Origin of the sequence: Saccharopolyspora spinosa NRRL 18395 (assembly GCF_000194155.1) — a bacterium.
Lineage (GTDB): Bacteria > Actinomycetota > Actinomycetes > Mycobacteriales > Pseudonocardiaceae > Saccharopolyspora > Saccharopolyspora spinosa.
On the sequence record NZ_GL877879.1, the window covers coordinates 1,674,013 to 1,698,549 of the forward strand.

Sequence of the window (24,537 nt, forward strand, 5' to 3'; positions counted from 1 at the left end):
CGCACCAACACCCTTGGTCGGGGGAGGCTGCGCGGAACGAGCCGCTAGCCCAAGGCGGCTACGAACTTGGCGACCGCGTTGGGATGCAGGCGCTGCGCCATCCGGCCCGGCGGTGCGACCGATGCGAGCCGGTACAGCGGGCGGTCCGGGGCCGCGTCGCCACGAGCCTCCGCCCTCAGCTGGGCCACGATCAGCTGTGAGAGCACCAGCGCCCGGGTATCGGCCGAACCGGCCAGCGTGTCCGCCAGCCTGCGCAGCGCGAGAATCCCGAGCTCCCGGCCGCCGGTGCCCGCGTACAGCGCCAGCGAAACGCTGATCGCCTTGCCCTTTGGCGGCCCGCCGATCAGCAGGTTGATCGTCCGCGCGCCGCGCAGGTCGGTGACGAACAGGTCGAAGCGTTCCGCGGCCTTCACATCGACCACTCGGGTTCCCACCGCGCGCGCCACCAATTCGCTGCCGCGCAACGCGATGGTCTTGCGGGATTCCGCAAAAGCCAGCAGCAGCAACGGGATTCCCACGATCGCCGCGGTAATCGCGAAGCCCGTGGGGCCCGCGAACAGGCTCACGATGCCGCCCAGCGCGGCCGCGACGATCAACGCGGCGATCGCGACGTTCCGAGCCCGGGTCCGAATCGTCTTGCGATCCAGCAGATCCAGCGGAATCGTCTCGACTCCGGTCATCTCCGCTCCGCCACGGCGGCCCTGACCTCGTCCACCAGCGAATCCAGCGCAACCGCGCGCTGCTCGCCGCTGGCCAGCTCCTTGAGCTGCGCGGTGCCGGCTTCGAGGTCGCGTTCGCCGAGCACCAGCGCGAAGCGGGCACCCGAGCGGTCCGCCGCCTTCATCGCGCCCTTGAGGCCCTTGCCGCCGTAGGCGACGTCGACGCGGACCCCGGCGGCCCGCAGTCCGCCCGCAGCCGCCACCAGGCGGCGCTTGGCGGTCTCGCCCATCGGCACGCAGTACACGTCGCAGCGCGCCTGGTCGCCGACGGTCAGCCCCTCGGCCTGACAGGCCAGCAGGGTGCGGTCGACACCGAGTCCGAAGCCGACGCCGGAGTACTCCTGCCCGCCGAGCTCGGCCATCAAGCCGTCGTAGCGCCCGCCGCCGCCGATGCCGGACTGCGCGCCGAGCCCGTCGTGGACGAACTCGAAGGTGGTCTTGGTGTAGTAGTCCAGGCCACGCACCAGGCGCGGGTTCTCCACGAACTGCACGCCGAGGTCCACCAGGTGCGCCTTGACCTGCTCGTAGTGCTCCTTGGCCGCCACCGAGAGGTGGTCGACCATCAGCGGCGCGTCGGCGACCATTTCCTGCACCTCCGGCCGCTTGTCGTCAAGCACCCGCATCGGGTTGAGCTCGGCGCGGCGCCGGGTCTCCTCGTCCAGCGGCAGCCCGTGCAGGAACTCCTGCAGTTTCGCCCGGTAAGCGGGGCGGCAGGTGTTGTCGCCAAGCGAGGTGACCTCGATGCGGTGCCCGCTGAGCCCCAGCCGCCGGTAGCCCTCGTCGGCGATCGCGATGACCTCGGCGTCCAGCGCCGGGTCGTCGACGCCGATCGCCTCCACCCCGACCTGCTGCAGCTGCCGGTAGCGGCCGGCCTGCGGCCGCTCGTAGCGGAAGAAGGCGCCGTTGTAGTACAGCTTCACCGGCAGCTGGCCGCGGTCGAGGCCGTGTTCGATCACCGAGCGCATCACGCCCGCCGTGCCCTCGGGGCGCAGCGTCATGGACCGGCCGCCGCGGTCGGTGAAGGTGTACATCTCCTTGGTGACGACGTCGGTGGACTCCCCGACGCCGCGCGCGAACAGGGTGGTGTCCTCGAACAGCGGCAGCTCGATGTAGCCGTAGCCGGCGCGGCGCGCGGCGTCGGCCAGGGTGTCGCGGACCACCAGGAAGCCCGCCGACTCCGGCGGGAAGTACTCCGGGATGCCCTTGGGTGCGGTGAACGTGCTCATGAGTGGTGGTTCAGTCCTCGTCAGGAAGTGGCTTCGGACGCCGGCAGACCCTGCAGGAACGGGTTGCCCGCGCGTTCGCGCCCGATGGTGGTGGTCGGTCCGTGGCCCGGCAGCACGACGGTCTCGTCGTCCAGCGGCAGCACCTTGGTGCTCAGCGACTCAAGCATCCGGCCGTGGTCGCCGCCGGGCAGATCGGTGCGCCCGATGGCGCCGGCGAAGAGGGTGTCGCCGGACAGCAGCAGCCGCCCGCCCTCGTCGGTCCCGACGCCGAACAGCACCGATCCGCCGGTATGGCCCGGGGTGTGCGTGACGTCGAAGCGCAGTCCGGCGAGTTCCAGCACGTCGCCGTCGGCGAGGTCGCGGACGTCGGCTGGCGCGTCCATCACCGGGCCGTCGCCGAACAGCTGCCGGCCGGCCGGGCCGAGCGCGGCGCCCGGGTCGTCGAGCATGAACCGGTCGGCCGGGTGGACGTGGGCGGGCACGTCGTGCGCGGCGCACACCTGACCTGCGGAGAAGACGTGGTCGAAGTGCCCGTGGGTGAGCAGCACCGCGGCGGGCGCGAGCCGGTGCTTGCGCAGCTGTTCGTCCAGCGGCGGCACGGCGTCCTGACCGGGATCCACGACGACGCAGGGTTCGCCTTCCCCGCGCGCGAGCACGTAGCAGTTCGCCTGCAGCGGTCCGACCGGGAACCCGAGGACAAGCACGAAGTGCGACCTTTCGTTGCGGCGACACCCGACGGAGCGGGTCGGTTGTCCCAAGGTTATCGTCCCGCCCACGTGCGCCTTCGCGCGCGGCACGCACGATGCGCAGGCTCTCAGGAACGGTCCGCGACCGACCCCATAAACTCCCCGGACGACATCAGGTTCACCAAATCCGGGGAGTGAGCAGGTGCCCAGCAACGAGCAACGTCGCCAGGCGGCCAAGCGGAAGCTCGAACGCCAGTTGCAGCGCCGTGCGGAGCAGGCCAAGCGACGCCGGGTGATCACCATCGGCGCAACGATCGTCGTGGTCATCGCGGTCGTGGTGGGCGTCTTCTACTTCACCCGCACGGGAAGCGACACGGCGCAGCAGCAGCAGTCGCCGCAAGCGCAGCCAGAGATCCAGATCCCCACCCAGCTCGCACCACCGCCGGCTCGGCCGACGCCGCTACCGGACCCGGTCTCCTGCGAGTACAAGCCGGACAGCAAGGGTGCGAGCAAGCCGGTTCAGCCACCGGCCAACGGCGAGGTGTCGTCCAAGGGCACCGTGCAGGCCACCATCAACACCAACCACGGCGCGATCCCGCTGACGCTCGACCGCGCGTTGGCCCCGTGCACCGTCAACAGCTTCATCAACCTGGCCAAGCAGAGCTATTACGACGGCACGTCGTGCCACCGGATCGGCACCGAGGGTCTGCAGATGCTGCAGTGCGGCGACCCGACGGGCAAGGGTTCCGGCGGCCCCGGCTACACCTTCGACGACGAGACGTTCCCTGAGCTGCAGTACGGGCGCGGCTACCTCGCGATGGCCAACGCGGGGTCGAACACCAACGGCAGCCAGTTCTTCATGGTGTTCGGAGATGCTCCGCTGTCGCCGGACTACACCGTGTTCGGCACGATCTCCGAGCAAGGCCTGCAGGTCATCGACGGTATCGCCCGCGCGGGCCACGACGGCGCGTTCGAGCCGTCGCCGGGCGGCGGCCACCCGAAGGAGAACGTGACCTTCGAAAAGGTCGACGTCCAAGGCTGACCGAACGCGAAGAGGGGCGCAGCCTGCTCTTCCGCAAGTTCCATTGAAATCGAAGGTTCTTGCGGACCGCAGCCTGCTGCGCCCCTTCACATTTCTTTGTCCTTGAAGCGGTTCCGCTAACGGCACCGCCATGCAAAACGAGTCCGGAGAACAGGTCTCACGCCGCCGAGGTCACGCGGTAGACGTCGTAGACGCCCTCGATGTTGCGGACCGCCTTGAGGACATGGCCCAGGTGCTTCGGGTCGCCCATCTCGAAGGAGAAGCGGCTGACCGCCACCCGGTCCTTCGAGGTCGTCACCGATGCCGACAGGATGTTCACCCGCTCGTCCGCCAGCACCTTGGTGACGTCGGAGAGCAGCCGGTGCCGGTCCAGGGCTTCCACCTGGATCGCGACCAGGAACACCGACGACGCCGACGGCGCCCAGTACACCTCGACCAGCCGCTCGGGCGTGCGGCGCAGGTCGTCGGCGTTGGTGCAGTCCGTGCGGTGCACGCTCACCCAACCGCCGCGGGTCACGAAGCCCAGGATCTCGTCGCCCGGAACCGGCGTGCAGCAGCGCGCCAGCTTCGCCCACACGTCCCCGGCGTCCTTGACCACGACACCGGAGTCGCCGCTGCTGCGGCGCTTGCCGCGCAGGGTCGACGGCGTCGAACGCTCCGCGATCTCGTCGGCCGCCTGCTCTGGTCCGCCGATGAACGCCACCAGGCGCTGCACCAGGTGCTGCGCCGACAGCTGCTTCTCCCCCACCGCCGCGTAAAGCCCGGTGACGTCGACGTAGTGCAGCTCGCGGGCCACCGCGCCGAGCGTCTCGGCCGACACCAGGCGCTGCACCGGCAGGCCGAGCCGCCGGATCTCCTTGGCGATCAGCTCCTTGCCGGACTCGATCGCCTCCTCGCGGCGCTCCTTGGCGAACCACTGCTTGATCTTCGCCTTGGCGCGCGGCGAGGACACGAACGACAGCCAGTCCCGGCTCGGGCCGGAACCCTCCGCCTTGGACGTGAAGATCTCGACGACCTCGCCGTTCTCCAGCTTGCGCTCCAACGCCACCAGCCGGCCGTTGACGCGGGCGCCGATGCAGCGGTGACCGACCTCGGTGTGCACCGCGTACGCGAAGTCCACCGGGGTGGAGCCGGACGGCAACGTGATCACGTCGCCCTTCGGCGTGAAGACGAAGATCTCCCTGGTCGCGAGGTCGTAGCGCAGCGACTCCAGGAACTCGCCGGGGTCTGCGGCCTCCCGCTGCCAGTCGAGCAGCTGCCGCATCCACGCCATCTCGTCGACCTCGACGGCCGACTGCACACCGCTGCCGTTGCGGCCCTTGGTCTCCTTGTACCGCCAGTGCGCCGCGATGCCGTACTCGGCGGTGCGGTGCATCTCGTGGGTGCGGATCTGCACCTCCAGCGGCTTGCCCTCCGGGCCGATCACCGTGGTGTGCAGCGACTGGTAGACGCCGAAGCGGGGCTGGGCGATGTAGTCCTTGAACCGGCCGGGCATCGGCTGCCACAGCGCGTGCACCACGCCCATCGCGGCGTAGCAGTCGCGCACCTCGTCGACCAGGATCCGCACGCCCACCAGGTCGTGGATGTCGTCGAAGTCGCGGCCCCGCACGATCATCTTCTGGTGGATGGAGTAGTAGTGCTTCGGGCGGCCCTCCACCTTCGCGGCCAGCCGGGCCGTGTCGAGCTGGTGCGAGAGCTCGTGGATGACGGTGCGCAGGTAGGTGTCTCGGGACGGCGCGCGGTTGGCCACCAGGCGCACGATCTCGTCGTACTTCTTGGGCTGCAGGATGGCGAACGCCAGGTCCTCCAGCTCCCACTTGATGGTGGCCATGCCCAGCCGGTGCGCCAGCGGCGCCAGCACTTCCAGGGTTTCCCGTGCCTTTCGGGCCTGCTTCTCCGGTGGCAGGAAGCGCATGGTGCGCATGTTGTGCAGCCGGTCGGCGAGCTTGATCACCAGCACCCGCGGGTCACGCGCCATCGCGATGATCATCTTGCGGATGGTCTCGGCCTCGGCGGCGGCACCCAGCTTGACCTTGTCCAGCTTGGTGACCCCGTCGACTAGGTGCCCCACCTCTTCGCCGAACTCGGCGCCGAGCTTCTCCAGCGAGTAGTCGGTGTCCTCGACGGTGTCGTGCAGCAGCCCGGCCACCAGCGTGGTGGTGTCCATGCCGAGCTCGGCCAAGATCGTCGCGACCGCCAGCGGATGCGTGATGTAGGGGTCGCCGGACTTGCGCCGCTGGCTGCTGTGCTTCTCCTCGGCGACGTCGTAGGCGCGCTGCAGCAGCGCGAGGTCAGCCTGCGGGTGGAGTTCGCGGTGCACCGTGGCCAGCGGCTCCAGCACCTGCTTCACCGGGGTGGCCCGCTGCGCCGTGATCTTCCTGGCCAGCCGGGCGCGGACCCGACGCGTCGCGGAGGCCGCCCTCGGCTCGGCAACCGGATCGGTCGCCGCAGCAGAAGATTCGACGTGTTGGCTCACCGCACGCTCCCGGGCTCAGGCATTGCTCTCGTCCCAGGTCCGGGGGACCCGGACACTGAGAATAACGCCATCCGGGCTACGGACCTTCCCTGGTCCGGGTGTGATACGCCCAGCGGTCACCTGGCGCAGTCGACGGACCCGGGAACTTCAGCCCGACCGATCAGCACGGCAAAGGGCACCCGCGACCCGGCCAGCAGGTCACGAGTGCCCCTCACCTCGACGAATCAGGCCTTCAGCAGGGCCCGGACGGTCTCGCCCATGATCTTGTCCCGGCCTTCCAGCGCGGTCAGCTCGAGGACCACGGCCGCCGCCGCGACGTCGGCACCGGCCTGGCGGACCAGGCGGCACGCCGCGCCCAGGGTGCCACCGGTGGCCAGCACGTCATCCACGATCAGGACCCGCTGACCGGCGCGCAACGTGTCCGCCGGGAGCTCCAGCGTGGCGCGGCCGTACTCCAGGGTGTAGTCCACCCGGTCCGCGACCACCGGCAGCTTGCCGGGCTTGCGCAGCCCGATCACGCCGGTTCCGAACTCCTGCGCCACCGCCGCGCCGACCAGGAAGCCGCGCGCCTCGACACCGGCCACCACGTCGAACTCGAAGTCCCTGCCCAGCGCCGACACCACGGCGTTCAGCCCGGCACCGTCGGCCAGCAGCGGGCTGATATCGCGGAACAGCACCCCTGGTTCGGGGAAGTCCGGCACCTCCCGGATCAGCTCAGCCGCCTGCCGGAGCGCGTGATCGGTCGCATCGGTCACCTGGACGGAAATGGCGGTCTCCTCCGGCGCGGTCAACGCCGCCGCTTCCCCGACGGGCGTCCCGCCTTGCCACCGGGACGCCCACCGCGCGAACCCGAGCCCGCCGCGACGGCGCGCTTCGGCTCGGCCGCGCGCTTCGGCTCGGCCGGGACGTCGTCCCCGGCGGCGGCCTTGACAGCGGCGCGCTCGCGGCGTTGCTGCACCTTCGCCGCGTGCTCCCGGAACTTCGGCTCACGCATCTTGAAGTCCACCAGCAGCGGCGTGGCCAGGAAGATCGACGACACCACACCGGTGATCATGCCGACCATCTGCACCAGCGCCAGGTCCTGCAGCACGCCGACGCCGAGCAGCCCGGCGCCCACCACGAGCAGTCCGATCACCGGCAGCAGCGCGATCACCGAGGTGTTGATCGAGCGCATCAGGGTCTGGTTGACCGCGAGGTTCGCGGCCTCGCTGTAGGTGCGGCGGGTCAGCCCGAGCAGGCCGCGGGTGTTCTCCTTGACCTTGTCGAAGACCACCACCGTGTCGTACAGCGAGAACCCGAGGATGGTCAGCAGGCCGATGACCGTGCTCGGCGTGACCTCGAAGCCGACCAGCGAGTAGATCCCGGCGGTCACCACGACGTCGTGCAGCAGCGCGATCAGCGCCGCCACCGCCATCCACTTCTCGAAGTAGAACGCCAGGAAGATCGTGACCAGCACCAGGAACACGCCCAGCGCGATCAGCGCCTGCTGGGTGATCTCGCCACCCCAGGTGCCGCTGACCGCGCTGTCGCTGATCACCTGCTGGCTCGGGGCGCCCTGCGCGTTCAGCGGCTGCAGCTCGTTGAACAGCGACTGCTTGACGGCGGCCACCTGCTCGGTGGTCAGCGACGACGAGCGGATCTGGATGCTCTGGTTGCCCCCGGCCCCGGCGATCTGCACCGTCTCGGCCGGGTGGCCCAGCGCGTCCTGGAACGCGGCCTGCACCTGGTTGGCCTGGATCGGCCCCTGAACGCCGACCGCGGGCATCTGGATCTTGGTGCCGCCCTCGAAGTCGATGCCGAGGTTGAAGCCCTTGAACCCCATGCCGCCGATGCACACCAGCACCAGCAGGCCCAGCGAGATGTACCACCGGGAACGCTTGCCGACTATGTCGAAGGCACCGGTTCCGGTGTAGAGGCGGTGGAAGACGCTTCCTCGCTGGGCGCCTTCCGTTCCTGGAGTCGTCACCTTCACGCCTCCTTGGCGGTGGTCGCGGCGGCCTTGCGGGCGGCCCGGTACTGGTCACCGAGCCGTTGCACCGCCCCCAGGCCGGAGACCGAGGGCTTGGACAAGAACTTGTTCTTCGAAGCCATCGCCACCAGCGGATGCGTGACGAGGAAGACCACGACCAGGTCGAGCACCGTCGACATGCCCAGGGTGAAGGCGAAGCCCTTCACCTGGCCGACGGCGAGCACGTACAGCACCGCGGCGGCCAGGAAGCTGACCGCGTCGGCGGACAGGATCGTGCGCTGGGCCCGGGACCAAGCCCGCGGCACCGCCGAGCGGAAGGTGCGGCCCTCGCGGATCTCGTCCTTGAGCCGCTCGAAGAACACGATGAACGAGTCCGCGGTGATGCCGATCGCGACGATGAAACCGGCGATGCCGGCCAGGTCGAGGGTGAAGCCGACCCAGCGGCCGAGCAACACCAGCACCGCGTAGACCACGCCACCGGAGAGCGCCAGCGACAGGACGGTCAGGATGCCCAGCAGCCGGTAGTAGAGCAGGCAGTACACCGCGACCAGCACCAGGCCGATGCCGCCGGCGATCAGGCCCGCCTCCAGCGAGGCCACCCCGAGGGTCGCCGACACGGTCTCGGCCTCGGACTGGTCGAAGGCCAGCGGGAGCGACCCGTACTTGAGGACGTTGGCCAGGTCGGTGGCGCTCTCCTGGTTGAACTGCCCGTTGATGCTGGCGGTGCCGCCCAGCAGGGCCTGCTGGATCTGCGGCGCCGACACCACCTCGGTGTCCAGCACGAACGCGGCCTGCTGACCGACGTTGGCGGAAGTGAAGTCGGCCCAGACCTTGGCGCCCTCGCTCTTGAAGTCCAGCGACACCGTCCAGCCCGGCTGCCCGGCCTGCGGCTGCGGCGGCACGGCCTGCGCGTTCGCGACCTCCTTGCCCGGCAGGAACACCGGCTCCAGCTGGTACTTCTGCTGGCCCTCGCGGTCGCAGGTGACCAGCGGCAGCTTCGGATCGTCGTTGCCGCGCAGCGGATCCTCGGCGGCGCAGTTCAGCGACTGGAGCGCCTGCATCTGGACGTTCGGGTCGGTGCTCTGCCGGAGCGCCTTCGCCTCGTCGATCGCCTTCTGCTGGTCGCCCGGCCCGGGCGGCGGCGCGGCCTGCTGCGGGGTGGTCCCCGCCGGCGGCTGCCCCGCGGGCACCGAGTTGACGACCTTGCGGAAGTTCAGCTCGGCGGTCTGCCCCAGCTGCTTGGCTTCCTCACCGCCCGCGCCCGGCACGGTGATCACCAGGTTGTTGCCGTCCCGGGTCACCTCGGAACCGCTGATGCCCATGCCGTTGACGCGGGTCTCGATGATCTGCCGGGCCTGGTTCAGCGAGTCGTTCGTCGGCGGCTTGCCGTCCGGCGTCCGGGCCGTCAGCGTCACGCGGGTGCCGCCCTGCAGGTCGATCCCGAGTTTCGGCGTCGGCTTGCCGTCACCGGTGAAGAACACCAGTGCGTACAGCCCCACGACGATCAGCGCGAAGATCGCCAGATAACGCCCTGGGCGAATCTGCCCGGCCGGAGGTGCCACGGCGTCAGTTCTCCTGTCCACGGTCCGTATCGGGTGCGCGGTCGGTTCGCATAGGCGTCACCTACCGAACTGCGCGAGCCGCGGCGGACGGTTCCACCGCACGCCGCCAACCTACAGCCGGGTTCGCCAGGTTTCCCCGATCGGCGCGATCTCGTGGCAATCTTCGCCACCACTGAGTGGCGGATCACCGCATTCCTCTTCCCAGTCTGACAGGCCCGGTGCGGGCGCCACCGGCCCGGGTAGCAACTGTGCGTTGATCGACGATTACGCACAGACGCGGGCCCGGAGAACCGGTGCCCGCGTCGCGCCCCGGGCGGCGACGGCCCTGCCTACCGGGTGCCGAAGCGGCACCCGGTGGCGCGGGAACGTCCCGCCGGACGTCAGTTGATCTTCTGCTGTTCGATCGGCTCGGCGACCTCGGCCTTCGACTCCGTGATCACGGCGGCCTCGGCGCTGTCCGCCTCGGCCGGAGCCTCGTCCTTCTTCGCCTCCACGGCCTCCGCGGCGGTGTCGGTGTTGACCTTCTCGCGGACCGCGGCGCGCACCCAGGTGGTGGTCGTGCCCGGCGCGATTTCCAGGTCGATGCTGTCGTCGCTGGTGCTGACGACGGTGCCGAACACGCCGGAGGTGGTCATCACCTTGTCGCCGGGGGCGATCGAGTTCTGCAGCTTCTGCTGCTCGGCCATCGAGCGCTTCTGCTTGCGGGCCTGCAGGAACAGCGGCACCGCCAGCAGGACGATCAGCAGCGGAAGAATCAGGGATTGGAGGTCCATCGTGCTCCGTTCAGCGGACGCTTCGGGGCCCAGCCCTCGCAGTACTGCGCCCGAATTGTTCGGATGTTCTGCCCCAGTGTGCCAGGTCAACTCGGGTCGACGTCATCTCCCGCTGGGAACCAGGAGAGTTTCCACGGCCCGGACGAGCGGGCCGCGAGCTGTTCGCGGACACGCCTCCCCGCTCTCGCGCGGGACGCAGTTCGCGCTTGCCGCGCTGCACACCACCCGTCCGGCGGCGCCGCTTGACACGGCTCGTCGCCACCGGGCGGGACGTGAGGAGGATAACGTCACGCCGCAAACACGGACCAGCAGCCCGACGGCGAGCCGATGGCTGGGCGTGGGACACCGTATCGGTGATTTGTCACTATTCGATCACTCGCCGAAGAGGTCTGCCTGCGACTCGCCGAGCGCGTGCTGCGGCGGCGTCATGCCCAGGTGTTGCCACGCGGCCACCGTCGCGACCCGGCCGCGCGGGGTGCGGGCGAGCATGCCGGCCCGCACCAGGAACGGCTCGCAGACCTCCTCGACGGTGCTGGGCTCCTCGCCGACCGCGACCGCCAGCGTCGAAATCCCCACCGGGCCCCCGCGGAAGGATCTGATCAGCGCCCCGAGCACGGCCCGGTCCAGCCGGTCCAGGCCGATCTCGTCGACGTCGTAGACCTCCAGCGCGGCCCGCGCGATCTCGCGGGTCACCACTCCATCGGCCCGCACCTCCGCGAAGTCGCGGACCCGCCGCAGCAGCCGGTTGGCGATTCGCGGGGTACCCCGGGACCGGCCGGCGATCTCGACGGCCCCGTCGTCGCGCAGGTCCACGGCCAGGATCCCGGCCGAGCGGCGCACCACCTTCTCCAGCTCCACCGCGGTGTAGAACTCCATGTGCGCCGTGAAGCCGAACCGGTCGCGCAGCGGCCCGGTCAGAGCGCCGGACCGGGTGGTGGCCCCGACCAGTGTGAACGGGGCCAGCTCCAGCGGGATGCTGGTGGCCCCCGGGCCCTTGCCGACCACGATGTCCACCCGGTAGTCCTCCATCGCCAGGTAGAGCATCTCCTCGGCGGGCCGGGCGATCCGGTGGATCTCGTCGATGAACAGCACGTCGCCCTCGGCGAGGTTGGACAGCATCGCCGCGAGGTCGCCGGGGCGCTCCAGGGCCGGGCCGGAGGTGACCCGGATCGAGGCGCCGAGCTCGGTCGCGATGATCATCGACAGGCTGGTCTTGCCCAGCCCCGGCGGGCCGGAGAACAGCACGTGGTCGGGCTGTTCGCCGCGCTTGAGCGCGCCGTGCAGGACCAGTTCCAGCTGCTCGCGCACCCGGGCCTGGCCAACGAACTCGCTCAGCTTGCGCGGGCGCAGCGTCATCTCGACGTCCTGGTCGCCCGGATCCTGGTGCGGGGTCAGGGCGACCCCGTCATCGGATGGCCAGCCGTCGTTGTCCTCGTGCATCAGGCCGGCCTCACTTCGGGCCGAGGGTGGCCAGCGCCTTGCGCAGCACCGCCGAGGTGTCCAGGTCGCCGTTGCCCGAGGCCAGCACTGCCTCGACGCTCTGCTCGGCCTGCTTGGCCGAGAAGCCCAGGCCCACCAGCGCCTCGGACACCTCCGAGCGGACCTGGCCGCGGTCCACCGTCGCCGCCGGACCGGCCGCGGTCCCGGCTACCACCCCGACCTTGTCGCGCAGCTCCAGGATCAGCCGCTCGGCGCTCTTCTTCCCGATGCCGGGCACCTGCGTGAGCTTCGTCAGGTTGCCATCGGCCAGCGCCTGGCAGAGCTGGTCGGGCGCGAGTACCGCGAGCGTGGCCAGCGCGAGCCGGGGGCCGACCCCGGAGGCGGTCTGCAGCAGCACGAAGAGGTCGCGGGCCTCGGCGTCGGCGAAGCCGTAGAGCGTCAGCGAGTCCTCGCGCACGATCAGCGACGTCCACAGCAGCGCCTCCTCGCCGCGGCGCAGACCGGCCAGCGTGACCGGGGTGGCGTGCACCGCCATGCCCACGCCGCCGACTTCGATCACGGCGTGGGCCAGCCCGACGGACAGCACGGGACCTCGCACCGTGGAGATCATCGGGAAATCCCTCCTGTTCGAGCCCGGGTGGCCTGTTGTGCGGCCTTCAACCGGGCGCGGTGGTTTCGGGCGAGCTCGGCGGCCCGGGCCTCCGCCACGGCGAGCCGGGCCGCCATCGGGGCCCGCCACAGGTGGCAGACCGCCAGCGCCAGCGCGTCTGCGGCGTCGGCCGGTTTGGGCGTCGCGGCCAGCCCGAGGATCTTGGTGATCATCAGGGCGACCTGGCGCTTGTCGGCGCGGCCGGAACCGCTGACGGCGGCCTTGACCTCGCTCGGCGTGTGGAACGCCACCGGCAGGTTGCGCCGGGCGGCGGCCAGCGCAACGACGCCGGAGACCTGCGCGGTGCCCATCACGGTGCGCACGTTGTGCTGGCTGAAGACGCGCTCGATCGCCACCACCTCGGGGCGGTGCTCGTCCATCCACTGCTCTACCACGTCGGCGACCGACCGCAGTCGGCTGGCCAGCTCGTCCTCGGGCGGGGTGCGCGCCACGCCGACCGCGATGCAGGCGAGCTCCCGGCCGCGACCGCCGTCGACCACGCCGAGCCCGCAGCGAGTCAGCCCGGGGTCGACTCCCAGCACGCGCACGACGCCACCCGCCCTAGCCCTCGCCTGATGAACATTCGTTCGAATCCTATCGAACCGCCGAGCACCGACACCGCACCGACACGCACGCGCTCCCCCGATGCGGGGCGGCGTGGGCAATCAGGGGCCGTTGGCGCCGGGGGTCCAGCTCTCCGGCAGGCCGCTGTCGGTCAGGATCGGCTGGTACTCGCGGAAGCCGCCCGGCGCATCGGGCTGCCAGGGGAACTTGCCACCCTCCGGGCTCGACGCGATCAGCTGCACCGCCGGGAAGTCCGGCCCGTTGTAGACCAGGAACGCGCTGCCCAGGTACTCCGGGTAGTGCTGCAGCGCGACCTTCTCGAAGGTGATCGGGCAACCCTGCAGGAAGCCGTCGTAGAGCTGTCCCGGCTGGAACCGCTCGCCCCTGCCCACCCGCTCCACGTAGGTGTTGACCACCGCGTGCGCGACGTCCTGGGGCAGCCCGATCACGACGACCTCGGGCTTTCCGAAGCGCCGCCACGCGCCCACCGAGAACGCGTAGGCCGCGCCGCGGTCGTCACCCGCCACGTGCATCACCGCGGCGCCGTGCTCGTCTGCGGTGTTCACCATCCACTTGCGCAGAGCCTCATCAGTGTCGACCACGGCCGTCATTCTGCCCGTCTGCCCGCGAAGCAAAACCGCCCCCGCCGGCACCCGGGGCACTGGGCCACTGTGGACACCGACGGGAGCGGTCCGTGCACGGCTCGTGTCAGCCCACCTCGGCCATGATGTCGTCCGAGACGTCGAAGTTGGCGAAGACGTTCTGCACGTCGTCGCAGTCCTCGAGCGCGTCGATCAGCTTGAAGATCTTGCGGGCGCCCTCGGCGTCCAGCTCGACGTTGACCGAGGCCAGGAAGTTGGTCTCCGCCGAGTCGTACTCGATGCCCGCCGTCTGCAGCGCCTTGCGCACGTCGACCAGGTCGGTCGGGTCGGCCAGGATCTCGTAGCTCTCCCCGAGGTCGTTGATCTCCTCGGCGCCGGCCTCCAGCACCGCCGAGAGCACGTCGTCCTCGCTGAGGCCGTTCTTCGGCAGCAGCACGACGCCCTTGCGGTTGAACAGGTACGCCACCGAGCCCGCGTCGGCCATCGAGCCGCCATTGCGGGTCATCGCGGTGCGGACCTCGCCGGCCGCCCGGTTGCGGTTGTCGGTCAGGCACTCAACCAGCATCGCGACACCGTTGGGGCCGTAGCCCTCGTACATGATCGTCTGCCAGTCGGCGCCGCCGGCTTCTTCACCGGCACCGCGCTTGCGCGCCCGCTCGATGTTGTCCATCGGCACCGAGTTCTTACGCGCCTTCTGGATGGCGTCGTACAGGGTCGGGTTGCCCTCGGGGTCGCCCCCACCGGTCCGCGCGGCAACCTCGACGTTCTTGATCAGCTTCGCGAAGAGCTTGCCGCGCTTGGCGTCGAGGGCGGCCTTCTTGTGCTTGGTGGTGGCCCACTTTGAGTGGCCGCTCATCTCTCCTCCGTCGTTCTACGCCTGCGCTGCGGTATTCAGCCGCGCTTGGACGATCTTTACGAAATAGCGGTGCACGCGCTCGTCCCCGCCTACCAGCTCCGGGTGGAAGGAGGTGGCGAGCACCGGTCCCTGCTGAACCATCCTACCGGCGGCCTCGTTCCGCCCGGTGTTGTCCGGGTCGTCGGGCACGGTCGCCAGCACCTCCACGTCGGCGCCGACCTTCTCGACCCACGGTGCGCGGATGAAGACCGCATGCACCGGGCCGTCCGGAATGCCCGCGAAGTCCAGGTCGGTCTCGAAGGAGTCGACCTGCCGCCCGAAGGCGTTGCGGCGCACGACGATGTCGAGCGCACCCAGCGGGCGGACCGCCGGCGGCTTCCGGCCCTCATCGAGCACTTCGCCGGAGAGCATGATCATCCCGGCGCACGAGCCGTAGGCGGGCAACCCCGCCGCGAGCCGCTCGCGCAGCGGCTCGTAGAGCTCGAAGGTGTCCAGCAGGCGGGTCATCGTGGTCGACTCACCGCCCGGCACCACGATGCCGTGCACCGCGGCCAGTTCCTCGGGGCGGCGGACCGGCCGGGCGTCGGCCCCGCTGCGCTCCAGCGCGGCCAGGTGCTCTGCCACGCCGCCCTGCAGCGCGAGGACTCCGATCAGGGGTTTCGTCACGGTTCCGATTCTCCTGCACTTCCGCCCGCAGCCGAAGCCCGGGATGCGTCGCTCGCGAGCCCGCGCCCGGCGCTACCGCAATTTCAATGGAACTCGAAGGTCCGATTTCCATTGAAATCGAAGGTCCGATTTTGCGGCGAACCGAGGACCTACATCGCGATGCCGGTGAGCCGGAGCAGGGCCGTGGTGGCGGCTGCGGCGACCACTACGAGCACGAACGGGGCCCGGCGCCAGGCCAGCACACCGCCGACCGCGACACCCGCGAAGCGGGCCCACCCGGCGAAGCCACCGGACTCGAACGCGGTGCTGGTGGCGACGAACGCCGCGAGCAGCACGATCGCGGCGATCGACATCAGCTGCTCCCACTGGTCGGAGATCCGGATCCGGCCGCGCAGCAGCGGGCCGGCCAGGCGCATGGCGTAGGTGCCTGCGGCGAGCGCGAAGACCACTCCGAGCGTCATCGGGCCGCCTCCCCCGCCAGTCGCTTCGGCAGCGGCAGCGCGGCGGCCAGGCCGACCAGCCCGGCCATCACGGGCAGGCCTTCCGGCAACAGCGGGGTGGTGACCACGGCGACCAGCGCACCCACCGCGACCGCCCGCAGGGTCCGGAATTCACGCAGCGACGGCATGATCAGCGCGAGCAGGGCCGCGGGCATCGCGGCGTCCAGGCCGAACGCGCCCGGGTCGCCGACGCCCTGGCCGAGCAGCCCGCCGAGAAACACCGACGGGGCCCAGGCGCAGTACAGCGTGATGCCGGTCAGCCAGTACGCGCGCTTCTTCTCGGCAACGGTGTCCTGCGCGAGCGCGAACGCGACGGATTCGTCGACCATCAGGTGGCTGCCGATCAACCGGCTTGGCCAGCCGCGATCCAGCAGTCCACCGACCGCCACGCCGAACGGGAGGTGGCGGGCGTTGAGCATCAGCCCGCCGAGGATGGCGGTGATCGGGGCGGCACCGGCGGTGACCAGGCCGACCGTCATGAACTCCGAGCCGCCGGCGAACACGACCGCGCCCATCAGCGTGATCATCCACAGCGGCACGCCCTTGCTCACCGCGATGGCGCCGAGCGAGGCGCCGACGATGGCCATCGCCACCGCCATCGAAAGCACGTCGCGCAGCAGCGCATCCCGCCAGAATCCCGCTCGTGTTCGCTCTAACGTACCCACGTTCGCTATCCTGAACACCAAGGGCCGTGTTCGTCAAACCGAATTCAAGGACTGATAGAGCGAACAGCCATGAGTGAGACCGAGAACACCGCGGCCGCGCCGCCGCTGGAGACCATCGCCGCCTCCCTCCGCCGCGAACGCGACCGGGCCGGGCTGACCCTCACCGAACTCGCCCGGCGCGCCGGGATCGCGAAGTCCACCCTGTCGCAGCTCGAATCAGGCACCGGGAACCCCAGCGTGGAAACGCTGTGGGCGCTCGGCGTTGCGCTGGGAGTGCCGTTCAGCCGCCTCGTCGACCCGCCGACTCCGCAGGTGCGTGTCGTCCGAGCCGGCCAGGTCCCGCTCGTGCGCTCGGAGCAGTCGACCTACGCCGCGGCGCTGCTGTCCTCGGGCCGCTCCGGCGCCCGCCGCGACCTCTACGTCCTGGAACTGGAGCCGGGCGGAGTCCGCCACGCGGACGCCCACATCCCCGGCTCCGTCGAACACGTCGTCCTGACCTCGGGGCGCTTGCGAGCGGGCCCGAAAGAGAACCCGGTGGAGATGGCGGTGGGCGACTACATCTCCTTCTCCGGCGACGTCCCCCACGTCTACGAAGCCCTCGAACCGAGCACCAAAGCGGTCCTCGTCATGGAACACGCCTGACGGCGACCACGAATGACGCGAAGGGCGCCGCCGACCGACGTAGCCGGCCAGCGGCGCCCTTCGCCCTGCACACGATCGCGGTTACCAGCCGCGTTGGGCGTAGCGCTGCTGCTCGGTGAGGTCGTCGAGGTTGATGCCGACCATCGCCTCGCCGAGACCCCGGGAGATCTTCGCGATCACGTCCGGGTCGTCGTAGAACGTCGTCGCCTTGACGATCGCCTCGGCGCGCTTCGCGGGGTCGCCGGACTTGAAGATGCCCGAGCCGACGAAGACCCCTTCCGCGCCCAGCTGACGCATCATCGCCGCGTCGGCCGGGGTCGCGATGCCGCCCGCGGTGAACAACACGACCGGCAGCTTCCCGGTCTTGGCGATCTCCCGGACCAGTTGCACCGGGGCGCGCAGCTCCTTAGCCGCGACGTAGAGCTCGTCGTCGCCGAGCACCGAGAGCCGCCGCATCTCGGCGCGGATCTGCCGCATGTGCCGGGTCGCCTCGACGACGTTCCCGGTGCCGGCTTCGCCCTTGGAGCGGATCATCGCCGCGCCTTCGGAGATGCGCCGCAGGGCCTCGCCGAGGTTGGTCGCGCCGCACACGAACGGCACGGTGAACGCCCACTTGTCGATGTGGTTGACCTCATCGGCCGGGGTGAGCACCTCGGACTCGTCGATGTAGTCCACGCCCAGCGACTGCAGCACCTGCGCCTCGACGAAGTGGCCGATGCGCGCCTTGGCCATCACGGGGATGGACACGGCGTCGATGATGCCCTCGATCATGTCCGGGTCGGACATGCGGGCTACACCGCCCTGGACGCGGATGTCGGCGGGCACCCGCTCCAGCGCCATCACCGCGACCGCACCGGCGGCCTCGGCGATCTTGGCCTGCTCGGGCGTCACCACGTCCATGATCACGCCGCCCTTGAGCATTTCGGCCATGCCCCGCTTGACCCCGTCCGTACCGGTCTGGGCGTTGCCGGTGGTGTCCTTGGCGTCGACGGTCGTCACCTTCGGCCTTCCTGTTGTCGGTGCTCTGCCGCGACCAGGCTATTCCGGAACTGGACCATTTCCACGGTCCACTAACCCCGAATTCCGGTAGTCCACTTGCGGCCAGCGGAAACCACCCGCACGACGGGTGACCACCGGCCTTGCACGACCCGAAAACGAGGTGTGTGATCGGAGACACAGTCGGTCGCCGGGAGCGCGCAGGGAGTTGACTCATGGGTAGCAAACAAAGCGGCACGGTAGGAGGGTCGGCGATCCCGGCCCCCTCAGAACCCGCGAAGATCCGCAACGTCGTGCTGGTCGGCCCGTCGGCGGCCGGCAAAACAACGCTCGCCGAGGCGATGCTGGCCGCCACCTCGACTATCCCGAGAACCGGGCTGGTCACCGAGGGCACCACGGTGTGCGACCACGAGCCCGCCTCGGTCGAGCAGCAACGATCCATCGGCCTCGCCGTCGCGCCGATGCACCACGGCGACATCAAGATCAACCTGATCGACACGCCCGGCTACGCGGACTTCGTCGGCGAGCTGCGCGCCGGGCTGCGCGCCGCAGACGCCGCGTTGTTCGTGGTAGCGGCCGCGGAAGGCGTCGACCCCGCGACCCGTGCGATCTGGCAGGAGTGCGCGGCGGTCGGCATGCCGCGCGCGGTGGTCATCGCCCGGCTGGACCAGCCGCGCGCGGACTTCGAAACCGCGTTGCTGAGCTGCCAGGACGCCTTCGGCTCCGGGGTACTGCCGCTGTACCTGCCGCACTCCGACGCGGAAGGCGAACTCTTCGGGCTGGTCGGCCTGCTCACCGAGCAGGTCTACGAGCTCGGCGGCACCATCGCGGCCGACGAGCGGCTGCGCGAGCAGATCGACCAGCCGCGCGGCGAGCTCATTGAGGCGATCATCGCCGAGAGCGAAGACGAGTCGCTGATGGACCGCTACCTCAACGGCGAGCAGATCGACGAGGACACGTTGATCGCCGACCTGGAGAAGGCGGTGGCCCAGGGTGGCCTGCACCCGGTGCTGCCGGTGTGCTCGATGACCGGGGTCGGCATCCGCGAGGTGCTCGACGGCATCCGGCGCGGCTTCCCGTCGCCGCTGGAGCACCCGCTGCCGGAGTTCACCGACCCGCAGGGCCGCAATCCGCACACGCTCACTCCGGACCCGGACGGGCCGCTGGCGGCCGAGGTGGTGCACACCTCGGTCGACTCGTACGTGGGCCGCGTCTCGTTGGCACGCGTGTTCTCCGGCACGATGCGACCGGAGCGGCCGGTGCACGTCTCCGGTCACGGCATGGCCGAGCGCGGGCACCCCGACCACGACGAGGACGAGCGGGTGGCCCACCTGTACTCGCCGCTGGGCGTGAACCTGCGCGAGGTGCCGCACTGCATCGCCGGCGACCTGTGCGCGCTGACCAAGATCGGCTCGGCCGAGACCGGTGACACGCTGTCCGATCCGGCGGAGCCGCTGCTGCTCAAGCCGTGGCCGATGCCGGAGCCGCTGCTTCCGATCGCCGTCACCGCGCACACCCGCAGCGACGAGGACGCGTTGGCGCGCAACCTCAACCGGCTGATCGCCGCCGATCCGAGCCTGCGGTTGGAGCGCGACAGCGAGACGCACCAGCTGGTGCTGTGGTGCATGGGCGAAGCGCACGCGGAAGTGGTGTTGCAACGGCTGCGCGAAGGCGGCGCGGAGGTCGACACGGTGCCGGTTCGGGTGCCCCTGCGGCAGACCTTCGCCCAGCCCGCCAAGGGCCACGGGCGGCACGTCAAGCAGTCCGGCGGGCACGGCCAGTACGCGGTGTGCGACGTCGAGGTCGAGCCGCTGCCGCGCGGTTCGGGCTTCGAGTTCGCCGACCGGGTGGTCGGCGGCGCGGTGCCGCGGCAGTTCATCCCGAGCGTCGAGAAGGGCGTGCGGGCGCAGATCGAGAAGGGCATCAACGAGGGTGCCCCACTGGTGGACGTGCGGGTCACGCTGGTGGACGGCAAGGCGCACAGCGTCGATTCCTCCGATGCGGCGTTCCAGGCCGCCGGCGCGCTGGCGCTCAAGGCCGCCGCCGAGCAGGCGGGGCTGATCACGCTGGAGCCTGTCGACGAGGTCGCGGTGCGCATCCCCGACGAGCACCTCGGGGCGGTGCTCGGCGACTTGTCCAGCCGACGCGGCAAGGTGATCGGAACCGAGCCGGAGGACAGCGGGTGGACCGTGGTGCGCGCGCACGTGCCGGCGAGCGAACTCGTGCGCTACACCGTGAACGTGCGGTCGTTGAGCTCCGGCAGCGCGACCTACACGCGGCAGTTCGAGAGCTACGAGCCGATGCCCGAGTCCCTCGTCCCGCAGAAGTGACCACCGCCACGGTCCCGTGCGATTTCAATGGAAATCGAACCTTCGATTTCCATTGAAATCGCGGGGAACCCGGGGTGGGAGGGCGCGTCAGAGGTCGCGGTAGGAGGCGTGGACGGCGATCAGGCGTTGGGCGATCGTGATCAGCGACAGCACCACCAGCAGCCAGACCGCGACGTCCAGCACGTACGGCACGCCCAGGCCGTGGAGGCCGGTGCCGACCAGGACCACTAGGAACCGTTCGGCGCGCTCCGCGAGACCGCCGTCGGCGCTGAGGCCGTTGGCCTCCGCACGCGCCTTCACGTACGAGATCACCTGGGCGCCCACCAGGCAGATCAGCAACGCCAGGCCGCGCAGGTGGTTCACCTCGACGACCAGCGACCACCACACCAGCGCGCCGAACAGCGCGCCGTCGACCAGCCGGTCGCAACTCGCGTCCAGCACGCCGCCGAACTTCGTCGCCTTACCGCCGGACCGCGCCATCGCGCCGTCGAGGATGTCGAACATCAGGAACACCGCGACCACCACGGTGCCCACGAACAGCTGGTCGCGTGGGAAGAACCAGAGCGCCGCGGTGATGCTGGCGGCCGTGCCGGTCACCGTCACCGCGTTCGGTGACAGCCCGAGGCAGACCAGGCCCGCGCCGATCGGGTCGGTCAGTCGCGATATAGAAGCCCGCGCGAAGATGTTGAGCATTGCTTGTAGTGTCAGCCGCCTGTGCACCGAGTTGTCCTTTCCTGCAGATTAGCCGTCGGTGATCAGCGGCACCGGCAGACGCCCGAGAACTCGGGCGCAGTGAGCTCGGACACAGCGCGGAATGGTTGAAGTTTCAACCGCGTTTTACGGTTGAAACTCCCATCGCGTTCTTCTCTTGGAGGCAGCATGACGGCAACGGCGCAGATCCCCGGCTACGTCGCTGGTACCTGGGACATCGACACCGTCCACTCGGACATCACGTTCTCCGTTCGCCACATGGGCGTCGGCAAGTCCCGCGGCCGGTTCGGCAGCTTCCAGGGCGAGATCGTCACCTCTGCCGACCCGGTGGAGTCGACGGTCACCGCCACGATCGACGCCTCGTCGATCGACACCGGCAACGCCGACCGCGACGCGCACGTGCGCAACGCCGACTTCCTCGACGTAGAGCAGTTCCCCACCGCGGCCTTCCGCTCCACCGGCGTCCGCCAGGACGGCGACGAGTTCGTGATCGACGGCGAGTTCACCCTGCACGGCGTCACCAAGCCGGTGTCGCTGGAGACCGAGCTGGGCGGTTTCGCCGAGGGCCTGCTGGGGTTGTCCGCCAAGGTCGTCCTCAACCGCACCGACTTCGGTGTGGGCCCGGCCGGTGGCGCCATGCTTGGCGAGAAGATCACCATCACCCTCGACATCGAGGCCAAGCTCCGCAGCTGAGCTCACGACGTCGAAGCGGGCCGGGGACGACCACGTCCTCGGCCCGCTTCTGCCGGCCCGGCCCAGTTTCAATTGAAACTGGCGGTCACCCGGTCAGTCCACTTCGGACCAGGCGTCGGCCAGCAGCTGGCGGGTCTCGCCGAGCAGCTGCGGCAGCACTTTGGTGTGGCCGATGACCGGCATGAAGTTCGAGTCGCCACCCCAGCGGGGCACCACGTGCTGGTGCAGGTGCGCGGCGATGCCCGCCCCCGCCACCGGCCCCTGGTTGAGCCCGATGTTGAAGCCGTGCGGCGCGGAAACCCGCCGGATCACCCGCATCGCCCGCTGCGTGTACTCCGCGACCGCCACCGTCTCCGCCGCGCTGAGCTCGGTGTAGTCGGCCACGTGCCGGTACGGCAGCACCATCAGGTGCCCCGGGTTGTACGGGTACAGGTTGAGGATCGCGAAGACCAGCTCGTCGCGCGCGACGATCAGCGTCTCGTCGTCCGGCCGCCCCGACTCGAGCAGCCGGCAGAACGGGCATCCGTCGCTGTCGTCGCCCTCCGGCTTGTTCTCGCCCTGGATGTAGGCCATCCGGTGCGGGGTCCACAGCCGCTGCAACGCGTCCTGGACGCCGACGCCGTGCTGCTCGGTCAGCTCCACGCCCTCCGGGCCGCGAACTCCGCTCACGCCCGCTCCGCCTGGAAGTTCTCCGCGGTCGGCGACGCGTTCTCGCGGCGCCCGATCCAGTCCTCCAACGCGGCGACCGCGGTGTCCACCGGGACCCCGTTGATCTGGCTGCCGTCGCGGAACCGGAATGACACCGCGTCGGCCTCCACGTCCTTGCCGCCGGCCAGCAGCAGGAACGGCACCTTCTGCGTGGTGTGGGTGCGGATCTTCTTCTGCATCCGGTCGTCGCTGGTGTCGACGTCGATGCGGATCCCCTTGTCGCGCAACGCCTTCGCCACCTGCTGCAGGTGCTCGACGTGCTCGTCGGCGATCGGGATGCCGACCGCCTGCACCGGCGCCAGCCAGGCCGGGAAGGCACCCGCGTAGTGCTCGGTGAGCACCCCGAAGAACCGCTCGATCGAGCCGAACAGCGCGCGGTGGATCTTGATCGGCCGCTGCTTGCTGCCGTCCGGCGCGGTGTACTCCAGGTTGAACAGCTCCGGCAGGTGGTAGTCGACCTGGATGGTCGACATCTGCCAGCTGCGGCCCAGCGCGTCCTTGGCCTGCACGGAGATCTTCGGGCCGTAGAACGCCGCCCCGCCCGGGTCCGGCACCAGCTCCAGGCCGGAGTCCACGGCGGCGGTGCGCAGCGCCTCGGTGGCCACCGCCCAGCTCTCGTCGCTGCCGACGTACTTCTCGTCGTTGCGGGTGGACAGCTCCAGGTAGAAGTCGTCCAGGCCGTAGTCCCGCAGCAGGTCCAGCACGAAGCCCAGCAGCGACTTCAGCTCGTCCTGCAGCTGCTCGGGGGTGCAGTAGATGTGCGCGTCGTCCTGCGTCATGCCGCGCACCCGGGTCAGCCCGTGCACCACGCCGGACTTCTCGTACCGGTACACCGACCCGAACTCGAACAGCCGCAGCGGCAGCTCCCGGTAGGAGCGCCCGCGCGAGCGGAAGATCAGGTTGTGGAACGGGCAGTTCATCGGCTTGAGGTAGTAGTCAACGCCCGGCTTGCGCAGCTCACCGTTGGCGTCCCGCTCCTCGTCGAGGTGCATCGCCGGGAACATGCCGTCCTTGTACCAGTCCAGGTGCCCGGAGGTCTTGAACAGCGTGTCCTTTGTGATGTGCGGGGTGTTGACGAACTCGTAGCCCGCCTGCTCGTGCCGCTTGCGGGAGTAGTCCTCCAGCTCGCGGCGGATGATGCCGCCCTTGGGGTGGAACACCGGCAGCCCGGAGCCGATCTCGTCCGGGAAGGAAAACAGGTCCAGCTCGGCGCCGAGCCGCCGGTGGTCGCGGCGTTCGGCCTCGGCCAGCCACTCCAGGTGCTGGTCGAGCTTCTCCTTGGACTCCCAGGCCGTGCCGTAGACCCGCTGCAGCTGCGGGTTGTTCTGGTTGCCGCGCCAGTACGCGGCGGCCACCCGCATCAGCTTGACCGCCGGGATGAACCGGGTGTGCGGCACGTGCGGGCCGCGGCACAGGTCGCCCCAGACGACCTCGCCGTGCCGGTCGATGTTGTCGTAGACGGTCAGCTCGCCGCCGCCGACCTCCATCACCTCGCTGGTGTCCACATCGGACTTGATGTCCACCAGCTCCAGCTTGTACGGCTCGCCCGCCAGCTCCTTCTTGGCGGCGTCGACCGACTCCAGCCTGCGGCGGGAGAACTTCTGCCCGGACTTGATGATCTGCTTCATGCGCTTCTCCAGCGCCTGCAGGTCCTCCGGGGTGAACGGGCGGTCGACGTCGAAGTCGTAGTAAAAGCCGTCCCGGACCGGCGGGCCGATCCCGAGCTTCGCGTCGGGGAAGAGGTTCTGCACCGCCTGCGCGAGCACGTGCGCCGCGGAGTGCCGGATGACGCTGCGGCCGTCCTCGGTGTCGGCGGCGACCGCCTCCACCTCGACGTCGGCCTCCGGCGCCCACGCGAGGTCGCGCAGGTTGCCCTCGGCGTCGCGAACCACCACGACCGCCTCCGGCCCCTTCGACGGCAGCCCCGCCTCGGCGACCGCCTCGCCCGCAGTAGTGCCCGCCGGAACCTTCACCCGGAGAGCTTGTTGAGCTTGGGAAGGCTGTACGGACACGATCACTCCTAGGCTGGGCCGACCCACCGACCGGCGCGGATGCACTTCGC

24 protein-coding genes are annotated in these 24,537 nt (G+C 70.0%); 4 read left to right on the forward strand and 20 right to left on the reverse strand.

The window, feature by feature from the left end; translation table 11 throughout:
• Nucleotides 1–44: 44 nt before the first annotated feature.
• Genes SSPN_RS0126865 through SSPN_RS0126875 form a run of 3 tightly spaced genes read right to left on the reverse strand, consistent with a single transcriptional unit; the run spans nucleotide 45 to nucleotide 2,649 of the window.
• A complete protein-coding gene (locus tag SSPN_RS0126865) occupies nucleotides 45–680 on the reverse strand; it encodes a hypothetical protein (protein WP_010311115.1) in 636 nt (211 codons plus the stop codon).
• Nucleotides 677–1,945 (reverse strand): histidine--tRNA ligase, encoded by a 1,269-nt coding sequence (gene hisS, locus SSPN_RS0126870; RefSeq protein ID WP_010311117.1) that lies wholly within the window; start codon nucleotides 1,943–1,945, stop codon nucleotides 677–679. Before hisS ends, SSPN_RS0126865 begins: the two co-directional genes overlap by 4 nt.
• Nucleotides 1,946–1,965: 20 nt before the next feature.
• A complete protein-coding gene (locus SSPN_RS0126875; protein WP_010311118.1) occupies nucleotides 1,966–2,649 on the reverse strand; it encodes an MBL fold metallo-hydrolase in 684 nt (227 codons plus the stop codon).
• A gap of 184 nt (nucleotides 2,650–2,833) precedes the next feature.
• Here SSPN_RS0126875 and SSPN_RS0126880 point away from each other — a divergent pair, with 184 nt between their 5' ends.
• Nucleotides 2,834–3,673 (forward strand): peptidylprolyl isomerase, encoded by an 840-nt coding sequence (locus SSPN_RS0126880; protein ID WP_010311119.1) that lies wholly within the window; start codon nucleotides 2,834–2,836, stop codon nucleotides 3,671–3,673.
• Nucleotides 3,674–3,830: 157 nt separating this feature from the next.
• On the opposite strand, the gene SSPN_RS0126885 is transcribed toward SSPN_RS0126880, so the two are convergent.
• The 13 genes from SSPN_RS0126885 to SSPN_RS0126945 all read right to left on the reverse strand — a co-directional run bounded on the left by SSPN_RS0126885 (nucleotide 3,831) and on the right by SSPN_RS0126945 (nucleotide 16,395).
• A complete protein-coding gene (locus tag SSPN_RS0126885; protein ID WP_010311120.1) occupies nucleotides 3,831–6,149 on the reverse strand; it encodes a RelA/SpoT family protein in 2,319 nt (772 codons plus the stop codon).
• Nucleotides 6,150–6,373: 224 nt separating this feature from the next.
• Nucleotides 6,374–6,940 carry an adenine phosphoribosyltransferase gene (locus SSPN_RS0126890; RefSeq protein ID WP_010311121.1) on the reverse strand — a complete coding sequence of 189 codons (567 nt, stop codon included), beginning with the start codon at nucleotides 6,938–6,940 and terminating at the stop codon, nucleotides 6,374–6,376.
• Nucleotides 6,937–8,121: a protein translocase subunit SecF gene (gene secF / locus SSPN_RS0126895; RefSeq protein ID WP_010311123.1), complete on the reverse strand. Its 1,185-nt coding sequence runs from the start codon at nucleotides 8,119–8,121 to the stop codon at nucleotides 6,937–6,939. Before secF ends, SSPN_RS0126890 begins: the two co-directional genes overlap by 4 nt.
• Nucleotides 8,118–9,680 (reverse strand): protein translocase subunit SecD, encoded by a 1,563-nt coding sequence (gene secD / locus SSPN_RS0126900; protein WP_010311124.1) that lies wholly within the window; start codon nucleotides 9,678–9,680, stop codon nucleotides 8,118–8,120. Before secD ends, secF begins: the two co-directional genes overlap by 4 nt.
• Nucleotides 9,681–10,060: 380 nt before the next feature.
• Complete coding sequence (gene yajC / locus SSPN_RS0126905) at nucleotides 10,061–10,453, reverse strand: preprotein translocase subunit YajC (protein WP_010311125.1); 393 nt, start codon at nucleotides 10,451–10,453, stop codon at nucleotides 10,061–10,063.
• A gap of 372 nt (nucleotides 10,454–10,825) precedes the next feature.
• Nucleotides 10,826–11,893: a Holliday junction branch migration DNA helicase RuvB gene (gene ruvB, locus SSPN_RS0126910; protein ID WP_010311126.1), complete on the reverse strand. Its 1,068-nt coding sequence runs from the start codon at nucleotides 11,891–11,893 to the stop codon at nucleotides 10,826–10,828.
• A 10-nt stretch (nucleotides 11,894–11,903) separates the two neighbouring features.
• The gene (gene ruvA / locus SSPN_RS0126915; RefSeq protein WP_010311128.1) at nucleotides 11,904–12,503 is read right to left on the reverse strand and encodes a Holliday junction branch migration protein RuvA; all 600 of its coding nucleotides are present in this window, start codon (nucleotides 12,501–12,503) and stop codon (nucleotides 11,904–11,906) included.
• A complete protein-coding gene (gene ruvC, locus SSPN_RS0126920; RefSeq protein ID WP_010311130.1) occupies nucleotides 12,500–13,090 on the reverse strand; it encodes a crossover junction endodeoxyribonuclease RuvC in 591 nt (196 codons plus the stop codon). The genes ruvA and ruvC overlap by 4 nt, the downstream gene beginning before the upstream one ends.
• A gap of 117 nt (nucleotides 13,091–13,207) precedes the next feature.
• Complete coding sequence (locus tag SSPN_RS0126925) at nucleotides 13,208–13,717, reverse strand: DUF4262 domain-containing protein (RefSeq protein ID WP_010311132.1); 510 nt, start codon at nucleotides 13,715–13,717, stop codon at nucleotides 13,208–13,210.
• Between the two features lie 97 nt (nucleotides 13,718–13,814).
• Nucleotides 13,815–14,564, reverse strand: a complete 750-nt coding sequence (locus tag SSPN_RS0126930; protein WP_010311134.1) for a YebC/PmpR family DNA-binding transcriptional regulator — start codon at nucleotides 14,562–14,564, stop codon at nucleotides 13,815–13,817.
• A gap of 15 nt (nucleotides 14,565–14,579) precedes the next feature.
• The gene (gene pdxT, locus SSPN_RS0126935; protein ID WP_010311137.1) at nucleotides 14,580–15,230 is read right to left on the reverse strand and encodes a pyridoxal 5'-phosphate synthase glutaminase subunit PdxT; all 651 of its coding nucleotides are present in this window, start codon (nucleotides 15,228–15,230) and stop codon (nucleotides 14,580–14,582) included.
• A 149-nt stretch (nucleotides 15,231–15,379) separates the two neighbouring features.
• The gene (locus SSPN_RS0126940) at nucleotides 15,380–15,691 is read right to left on the reverse strand and encodes an AzlD domain-containing protein (RefSeq protein WP_010311140.1); all 312 of its coding nucleotides are present in this window, start codon (nucleotides 15,689–15,691) and stop codon (nucleotides 15,380–15,382) included.
• Entirely contained in the window at nucleotides 15,688–16,395 is a 708-nt protein-coding gene (locus tag SSPN_RS0126945) for an AzlC family ABC transporter permease (RefSeq protein ID WP_010311142.1), read from the reverse strand. The genes SSPN_RS0126940 and SSPN_RS0126945 overlap by 4 nt, the downstream gene beginning before the upstream one ends.
• Nucleotides 16,396–16,464: 69 nt before the next feature.
• On the opposite strand from SSPN_RS0126945, the gene SSPN_RS0126950 reads away from it, so the two are divergent.
• The gene (locus SSPN_RS0126950) at nucleotides 16,465–17,037 is read left to right on the forward strand and encodes a helix-turn-helix domain-containing protein (RefSeq protein ID WP_010311144.1); all 573 of its coding nucleotides are present in this window, start codon (nucleotides 16,465–16,467) and stop codon (nucleotides 17,035–17,037) included.
• A gap of 81 nt (nucleotides 17,038–17,118) precedes the next feature.
• Here the strand turns inward: SSPN_RS0126950 and pdxS are convergent, their stop codons facing one another.
• Complete coding sequence (gene pdxS / locus SSPN_RS0126955) at nucleotides 17,119–18,036, reverse strand: pyridoxal 5'-phosphate synthase lyase subunit PdxS (protein ID WP_010311147.1); 918 nt, start codon at nucleotides 18,034–18,036, stop codon at nucleotides 17,119–17,121.
• Between the two features lie 212 nt (nucleotides 18,037–18,248).
• On the opposite strand from pdxS, the gene SSPN_RS0126960 reads away from it, so the two are divergent.
• Nucleotides 18,249–20,363 carry an elongation factor G-like protein EF-G2 gene (locus tag SSPN_RS0126960; protein ID WP_010311149.1) on the forward strand — a complete coding sequence of 705 codons (2,115 nt, stop codon included), beginning with the start codon at nucleotides 18,249–18,251 and terminating at the stop codon, nucleotides 20,361–20,363.
• A gap of 87 nt (nucleotides 20,364–20,450) precedes the next feature.
• Here the strand turns inward: SSPN_RS0126960 and pgsA are convergent, their stop codons facing one another.
• Nucleotides 20,451–21,056, reverse strand: coding sequence for a phosphatidylinositol phosphate synthase (pgsA, locus tag SSPN_RS0126965; RefSeq protein ID WP_010311151.1), 606 nt, complete (start codon nucleotides 21,054–21,056; stop codon nucleotides 20,451–20,453).
• Nucleotides 21,057–21,242: 186 nt separating this feature from the next.
• Between pgsA and SSPN_RS0126970 the strand changes: the two genes are divergently transcribed.
• Nucleotides 21,243–21,767, forward strand: a complete 525-nt coding sequence (locus tag SSPN_RS0126970) for a YceI family protein (RefSeq protein ID WP_010311154.1) — start codon at nucleotides 21,243–21,245, stop codon at nucleotides 21,765–21,767.
• Nucleotides 21,768–21,860: 93 nt separating this feature from the next.
• On the opposite strand, the gene SSPN_RS0126975 is transcribed toward SSPN_RS0126970, so the two are convergent.
• Together SSPN_RS0126975 and thrS are read right to left on the reverse strand one after the other, a co-directional pair.
• Entirely contained in the window at nucleotides 21,861–22,436 is a 576-nt protein-coding gene (locus SSPN_RS0126975) for an HIT family protein (RefSeq protein WP_010311156.1), read from the reverse strand.
• Entirely contained in the window at nucleotides 22,433–24,448 is a 2,016-nt protein-coding gene (thrS, locus tag SSPN_RS0126980; RefSeq protein ID WP_010311157.1) for a threonine--tRNA ligase, read from the reverse strand. The genes SSPN_RS0126975 and thrS overlap by 4 nt, the downstream gene beginning before the upstream one ends.
• Between the last annotated feature and the right edge of the window lie 89 nt (nucleotides 24,449–24,537).

What these genes read in the sequence shown, in the direction of transcription:
- SSPN_RS0126865 (WP_010311115.1), bottom strand. Translation starts at nt 680, where the DNA reads ATGACCGGAGTCGAGACGATTCCGCTGGATCTGCTGGATCGCAAGACG.
- hisS (WP_010311117.1), bottom strand. Translation starts at nt 1,945, where the DNA reads ATGAGCACGTTCACCGCACCCAAGGGCATCCCGGAGTACTTCCCGCCG.
- yajC (WP_010311125.1), bottom strand. Translation starts at nt 10,453, where the DNA reads ATGGACCTCCAATCCCTGATTCTTCCGCTGCTGATCGTCCTGCTGGCG.
- ruvB (WP_010311126.1), bottom strand. Translation starts at nt 11,893, where the DNA reads ATGCACGAGGACAACGACGGCTGGCCATCCGATGACGGGGTCGCCCTG.
- ruvA (WP_010311128.1), bottom strand. Translation starts at nt 12,503, where the DNA reads ATGATCTCCACGGTGCGAGGTCCCGTGCTGTCCGTCGGGCTGGCCCAC.
- SSPN_RS0126925 (WP_010311132.1), bottom strand. Translation starts at nt 13,717, where the DNA reads ATGACGGCCGTGGTCGACACTGATGAGGCTCTGCGCAAGTGGATGGTG.
- SSPN_RS0126930 (WP_010311134.1), bottom strand. Translation starts at nt 14,564, where the DNA reads ATGAGCGGCCACTCAAAGTGGGCCACCACCAAGCACAAGAAGGCCGCC.
- SSPN_RS0126940 (WP_010311140.1), bottom strand. Translation starts at nt 15,691, where the DNA reads ATGACGCTCGGAGTGGTCTTCGCGCTCGCCGCAGGCACCTACGCCATG.
- SSPN_RS0126950 (WP_010311144.1), top strand. Translation starts at nt 16,465, where the DNA reads ATGAGTGAGACCGAGAACACCGCGGCCGCGCCGCCGCTGGAGACCATC.
- SSPN_RS0126960 (WP_010311149.1), top strand. Translation starts at nt 18,249, where the DNA reads ATGGGTAGCAAACAAAGCGGCACGGTAGGAGGGTCGGCGATCCCGGCC.
- pgsA (WP_010311151.1), bottom strand. Translation starts at nt 21,056, where the DNA reads ATGCTCAACATCTTCGCGCGGGCTTCTATATCGCGACTGACCGACCCG.
- SSPN_RS0126970 (WP_010311154.1), top strand. Translation starts at nt 21,243, where the DNA reads ATGACGGCAACGGCGCAGATCCCCGGCTACGTCGCTGGTACCTGGGAC.